Source organism: Nocardia sp. NPDC060220 (assembly GCF_042727815.1).
In the GTDB taxonomy this organism is placed as follows: Bacteria; Actinomycetota; Actinomycetes; order Mycobacteriales; family Mycobacteriaceae; genus Nocardia.
In genome coordinates this window covers 1-6,020 of the sequence record NZ_JBHWZY010000413.1, presented here as the reverse complement: position 1 = coordinate 6,020, position 6,020 = coordinate 1, and the positions used below count along the sequence as shown (strand labels likewise).

6 protein-coding genes are annotated in these 6,020 nt (G+C 66.3%); 3 read left to right on the top strand and 3 right to left on the bottom strand.

The window, feature by feature from the left end; all coding sequences use genetic code 11:
• Nucleotides 1-262 (bottom strand): hypothetical protein (locus ACFWF3_RS21050; protein ID WP_379314959.1); only part of this gene is annotated, 262 nt, incomplete at its 3' end.
• A gap of 280 nt (nucleotides 263-542) precedes the next feature.
• Here ACFWF3_RS21050 and ACFWF3_RS21045 point away from each other — a divergent pair.
• Both ACFWF3_RS21045 and ACFWF3_RS21040 read left to right on the top strand, forming a co-directional pair.
• Entirely contained in the window at nucleotides 543-2,654 is a 2,112-nt protein-coding gene (locus ACFWF3_RS21045; RefSeq protein ID WP_379314958.1) for an acyltransferase family protein, read from the top strand.
• An 86-nt stretch (nucleotides 2,655-2,740) separates the two neighbouring features.
• Nucleotides 2,741-3,652, top strand: coding sequence for an alpha/beta hydrolase family protein (locus ACFWF3_RS21040; RefSeq protein WP_379314957.1), 912 nt, complete (start codon nucleotides 2,741-2,743; stop codon nucleotides 3,650-3,652).
• A gap of 44 nt (nucleotides 3,653-3,696) precedes the next feature.
• Here ACFWF3_RS21040 and ACFWF3_RS21035 read toward each other — a convergent pair whose 3' ends face one another.
• Nucleotides 3,697-4,605, bottom strand: coding sequence for a hypothetical protein (locus tag ACFWF3_RS21035; RefSeq protein WP_379314956.1), 909 nt, complete (start codon nucleotides 4,603-4,605; stop codon nucleotides 3,697-3,699).
• 246 nt (nucleotides 4,606-4,851) lie between these two features.
• Here ACFWF3_RS21035 and ACFWF3_RS21030 point away from each other — a divergent pair, with 246 nt between their 5' ends.
• The gene (locus tag ACFWF3_RS21030; protein WP_379314955.1) at nucleotides 4,852-5,511 is read left to right on the top strand and encodes a hypothetical protein; all 660 of its coding nucleotides are present in this window, start codon (nucleotides 4,852-4,854) and stop codon (nucleotides 5,509-5,511) included.
• 53 nt (nucleotides 5,512-5,564) lie between these two features.
• On the opposite strand, the gene ACFWF3_RS21025 is transcribed toward ACFWF3_RS21030, so the two are convergent.
• The coding region (locus tag ACFWF3_RS21025; protein ID WP_379314954.1) for a TetR/AcrR family transcriptional regulator at nucleotides 5,565-6,020 on the bottom strand (456 nt) is incomplete at its 5' end.

Here is a 6,020-nt window from a genome sequence, read left to right as displayed (position 1 = left end):
CGTCCGCACCGTAGGTGCTCTTGACAGTCGCGGCCTCGCGCTGAATTTCGGGACCGGCGAGGCGCGGAAGACCCTGCAGGGCATCGGGTTCGGTCAACCGTACCGAATCGCTCTCGATACCGAACAGCGGTTTCAGGTGCTGGAGGCCACCACCGGCCAACGTCAACCCGATCACCGCGCCGACCGCGCTCGCGATGACGATCCACCGATTCCGGCGGACCCAGGAGTGTTGATCGGGTGTCGTTCGGTCGGTGGTGTCCATGGACGTCCCTTCATGACGACGGCACCCAGACCATAACTGCCCGAGTGGAATTCAGATCATGTTTACCGAACCACTATCCGTTCGGCGACCTACCGCTACCACGATCGCCGCGAATATCGACGCCCGATGGCATGGCCCCCGGCTCAAAGCGAGCGCCGGCGAATGGACCTGGCGGTTTCGTCCGTGGTAGGAGAGTTGTCATGTCCTCGTCATCGTCCGTTCTCCGGAGAACCGGCTCGCCTGTACCCGATGTGAGCTCCGCGGGGCGGTGTCAGGGGCTGTGACCGATGTTGACGCCGATTCGACCGAGCAGACTCGTCTCAGCACGGCAACGCGAACCAACCGTGAGTTGGAGTACCGCTTCGATCTGGACGGGTTGCGGGGTCTCGCGATCGCGTTGGTCGTCGTCTTTCATGTGTGGTTCGGTCGTGTTTCCGGGGGTGTAGACGTCTTCCTGGTGCTTTCGGGGTTCTTCTTCACGGGCTTGCTGCTGCGCCGAGCGGAGTCGCCGGAGCCGTTCTGGGCATGGTCGGTCGTGCGCCGCACTCTGCGGCGGCTCGTCCCGGCCATGACGGTCGTGTTGGCGGCGGTTGTCGTCGCGACGGTGGTGTTGCTGCCGTATACGCAATGGTCGACGGCGGCGGCGCAGGTTCTGTCCTCGCTGTTCTACTACCAGAACTGGCAGCTCGCCCTGACCTGGTCGGACTACCTGGCCGCCGATCCTTCGGTCAGTCCGCTGCAACATCTGTGGTCGATGTCGGTGCAGGGGCAGTTCTATCTGGCCGCGCTGCTGACGGTCGCGGCTGTCGCCTGGTTGTGCGCGCGGCTCTCACGACCTGGTCGGATTCGCGCGACCATCGGCGCTGTCGTGGTCGCGGTGTCGGTGACCTCGTTCGTCTACGCGGCCTACGGCGTCGCCACGAACCAGGGGTGGAACTACTACGACAGCTTCGCGCGTGGGTGGGAGTTGCTGGTCGGCGCCGGGCTCGCCGTCGTCGCGCCGACGCTGATGTTGTGGCGACAGGTGCGCGTCGCGCTGTCGGTGTTCGGTGTTCTCGGTGTCGTGCTGTGCGGGTGGCTCATCATCGACGGCGCCAACCGGTTTCCCGGCCCCGCGGCCCTGCTCCCTGTCTGCGCGACCGCTGCGGTGATCCTCTCGGTGACCCAGCTGCGGTTCGCCGACTGGCCGTTACCGAACCGGCTACTGGCGCATCCGGCCATGCGGTGGCTCGGCGATATCGCCTATCCCCTGTACCTGTGGCACTGGCCGATCCTGATCTTCTTCCTCACCGAACGCGGGAACACCCACGCCGGTCTCGTGGGCGGCACCGGGGTGATCGGGCTGTCTGTTGTGCTGGCCTGGATGACACACCGCTGGATCGAACAGCCACTGCGGCAGCGCACTTCACCAGCCGACAGCAACGATGCCGGGGACGCACGATCGCGGCACCTCGTCGCGTCCGCGGTCGCGGTGTTGCTGGCGGCGACCATCACCGTCACCGCCGGTTGGCAGTTCGCAGTGGTCCAGGTCAAGCCACCGGTCGCGGCCGGGGAGCTCGACCCGGCACTGTACCCGGGTGCGGAGGCGCTGGCCTCCGGCGCTGCGACACCCGACGAGCCGATGCAACCCACCGTCTTCGCCGCGCCCACCGAAGTCCCCCCGCCCACGGCGGACGGATGTATCGCGGACTGGGACACCCGCGACGTCGTCACCTGTACCTATGGCGACCCGGATGCTGATCGAACACTGGCACTGGTCGGGAGCTCCCATGCCGAACACTGGCTGCCCGCGCTCCAGGTGCTCGCCACCGAACACTCGTTCCGCATCCAGGTGTACTTGAAGATGGGCTGCCCGCTCACGCTGGCCGACGACGCCAGCTACAAGGGCGAGCCCATCCCGGACTGCCGGGACTGGTCGGCCGAAGTGATCGACCGCCTCGATGCCGACCGCCCCGACTGGGTGTTCACCACCGGTACCCGGCCCCGCGACGAGGGCGGCGACGAGACGCCCGCCGACTATCTCCACGTCTGGGCGGCACTGTCGGACCGCGGTCTCAACGTGGTCGCCATCCGCGACACCCCCTGGCTGCGCCGCGGAACCGTCCGATACAAGGCCACCGATTGCTTGGCAGGCGGCGGGAACCGAACCAGCTGCGGCATGCGCCGCGAGGACGCGCTCGACCCGGTCAACCCAGGACTGGAACCGGCCTCGGCGTTTCCCAGTGTCTTCCCGATCGACCTGACGGACGCAGTCTGCGAACCCGCGCTCTGCGCGGTGGCCGAAGGCAACATCCTGATCTATCACGACGAACACCACCTGACCGCGAGCTACTCCCGATCCCTGGCCGGACCACTCGGACGGGAGCTGCAACCGATACTCGGGTGGTGGTGAGGAACGCCGCTGGATCCGACCGCCTCATCTCGTCGTCGACCGACAGCGGGAACGATACGGAGCAGATATCGAGAGGAGATCTACCAATGGCACACGGAGGCAAGCGTCGCATTGCCGGTCTCGGTGTGCTCGCGGTGTTCATCCTCGCCCTGGGATATCGCGCCACGGATCTGTCGGTACCGGCCGAGACGATCGCTGTGGAAGCATCGGCGATTCCGCCATCCCCGGTGCGCATCAACTACGGAAACTCACCGGAGACATTCGGCGACCTCTACCTGCCACCGGTATCGAACACGCGACTGCCCGTGGTGGTGCTGATCCACGGCGGCGGATGGGCGCAGAACCGGACCCTCGCGCAATTCGACGCCCATGCCCGTGTGCTGGCAGGCGACGGCGTCGCCGTGTGGAACATCGAGTATCGCCGAGTGAACGGCGGCGGCGGATGGCCGGTCACACTCACCGATGTCGACGACGCCGTCGACGCGCTGGCGAACATCGTCGCACCACGCCTCGGTAACCTGCTCGACCTACAGCGGGTTCACCTCGCCGGACACTCGGCCGGCGGCCACCTCGCCGCCTGGACCGCCGGACACCGATCGGCCGAACCACCGAGACATCCCGCGATTCGCATCCGCAGTCTCACCCTCATGGCGGCGGTACTCGACTTGGATCTGGCCGTCACCGAGAGCCAGGATTCGTTCGTCCCGAAGCTCCTCGGCGGTATACCGGCGGAGGTACCCGACCGCTACCGCAACGGCTCCCCCATTCACCGCCTCCCGGCGAACGACACTCATATCACCGCATTACACGGCGAGAACGACCGCGTTGTGGCGCCGCTACAAAGTCACCGCTACGTCGAAGCTGTCACTCGCGCCGGCGGCATCGCCGACCTACGAATCCTGCGCGGTACCGGACACGGTGAATTCGCCGACGCCGAGTCTGCTGCATGGAACACAGCGCGCGACACCATCATCGGCTACGTCGGCACCATCAACTGACGCTCCGCTCGCACGACCGCCGGCACACCGTGGTGCTGACCACGTCACTCGAAGTAGACCGCATAGTCGCCGAAAGGGACCTGGCCGGTCGGGCTCGCTGTGATCGCGTCGGCGACCTGCGGGGGCATGGGAGCCCAGTAGGCTGGCATCTCCGCCGCCAGGGCCGGGTTCAAGATGTAGATCAGTGCGAAGTTCACAATCCACAGCGGCGGGGCCATCGACATGCCGACCTCGGCGCTCACGCCGCCCTTGGTGTTGGTCACCAGCTGCGCCGCGCCCGAAATCTGTTGCGCCGCGAAGCCGTAGGCAGCTTGCACCGTGTAGGCCGATCGGTAGAGCGCGACCAGAGTGCGCAACGCGCCGTTGTCGCGCAACCACGTTCCGACGTAACCGCCGGGCGCGAGCAAGGTGTTCACCTGCCTGGTCGGCGCGTCCACGTTGGCTGGGCTCTCCAACAGCCCACCGGGGTTCACATACAGTCCGTAGCTGGCCAGCACCGAGGGCGTGCGCTGCCCGTTGACCTCGGAATAGAGAGGGCGGCCGACCGTATTGGTGAGGATCTCGACGCAGGCGACGATCACCTCGGCCGCCTCGCGGCTGCCGCCGACGCCGCCGCCGGTGCTGAGGTCACGATATTGCTGCTCGGTCAGCGCGTCGGCTCTGTCGAGACCCACCTGACCGGCGATCGTGTCGGCCAATGCCTGACCGAGCGGCTGGTTGAGCTGCTCCGGACTCGTCATCAGCGGTGGTGCGACGTGTTCGTAGGCGGGCGCACCGGCGAAGGGGATCGCGAATCCGGTGTCGGAGGTGTTTGCCATGGGTTGCCCTGAGACGGTCTGGGTAGCCGTCAAGGAGAGCAGGCACGCACCGATCAGTGCCAGAACCGAGATGACTCCGCGGCGGGCGGACGATCCGCGCCGATGCCCCGGGCTCGCTATCCGCGTGGTACCCATCGTCGACCTCTCAGAGCATTGTCGTAGGAGGTGGAACCTATTTCCAAGTCAGTCAAAGCCGTGTCCGGCGCCCCTGTCAAGCCCCGCGCCGCGCCGCGAAGGACGCGCGCACGTCCCCCTGATCGGATCGACGGACCAGCTCACTCACTCGCGGAAATATGCCATTGCGGATAAATTGCCGTTGAGACTGCTGGTGCTCGTTCGCTGCACCCCTCCGCGGAAGTTGAACATCGGTACTGTGCGTGTATGAAGCAGGAGCCGTCCGGTTACGAACTCTCGTTGGCGCGCATCGCTCCTGTGCGGCGCTGGGACGATCGGGACAGGGCCCTGCACAGCAATTCCCCGATTGTCGACCGCTCGACTGCGGCGTTCCGGGAGGCCTACTACGCCGAGGACTCCCGGCGTGCGCGGCGAGCACACGAGGAATTCGATGCGCGGAGTTGGGAATTTGTCATCGATCCGGCCATCGACGAGTGGGCGCGAGCATGGGTCGTCGGCGCACCGGCGGCGTTGCAGCTACGCCAGTCGACGTTTCCGGACTGGGCCGACCTGCTCGGTTTCCGCACCCCCGACTTCGAGATCGAATCGGCACTGGAAGCACTGATCAACCGTGCGGCGGCCAGCGGTCTGGTGCGCTCTCCCCACCCGGGCGTTCTCGCTACGGCCTACTCCAGTCGTCATCCGTACACCGAACTCACCGACGGAGTGGGCTATGGCTTCTATCCGGCGGACACCGAAGAACTGATCGTCCACGGGTCGGCCGCAGTGCGATACGAAGACTTCGACAGCAGGCCTGAACACGGTCCGGGTGCCGTCGTTGCCGCGATCCGATTGGTGATGGATACCTTCCAACAGCCTCGTCCTGGGCATATGCAGCCTGGGAGATTTTGGCAGCCCCCAGGTTGAGCAGGTCGGGGGCAAAAGATCCGCTCGTAACACCCGATCTCGGCGACTGCCGGTCAGCTTGTCCCGGTTCGGCGGGGGGCGGCGGTGAGGCTGTGGACGAGCAGGTCGATGACGGCTCGCTTGCCCGCGTCGTCGCGCTGATGGGTCAGGAGGCCTTCGATGACGAAGGTCCCGATGGCGGTCATGGCGGCGAGGTCGGCTTCGGCGGCGCCTGCCCTGCGGAGGTCGTCGGCGAACAGGGCGTCAGCCAGCTGGTGGAACCCGGTGTGCCAGGTGCCGATGGCGGGAGAGGCCGGAGCGCGGGTGTGCACGGTGTTGACGAGCCCGTGTAGCCGTTCCAGCTGGTCGACCACCCACAGCAGCCGGTCGTTGAGCGGCAGGCCGTCGACCGACGCATAGGTCGCGAGCGCTTCGGCCAGGAGGCGATCCAGGACGGCGATGAGCAGCTCGTCCTTGTCTCGGAAGTACCAGTAGACCGTATTGACGGTGACTCCTGCGCTCTTGGCGAT

Coding starts and splice junctions, on each gene's coding strand:
- ACFWF3_RS21040 (WP_379314957.1), top strand. CDS start 2,741: ATGGCACACGGAGGCAAGCGTCGCATTGCCGGTCTCGGTGTGCTCGCG.
- ACFWF3_RS21035 (WP_379314956.1), bottom strand. CDS start 4,605: ATGGGTACCACGCGGATAGCGAGCCCGGGGCATCGGCGCGGATCGTCC.
- ACFWF3_RS21030 (WP_379314955.1), top strand. CDS start 4,852: ATGAAGCAGGAGCCGTCCGGTTACGAACTCTCGTTGGCGCGCATCGCT.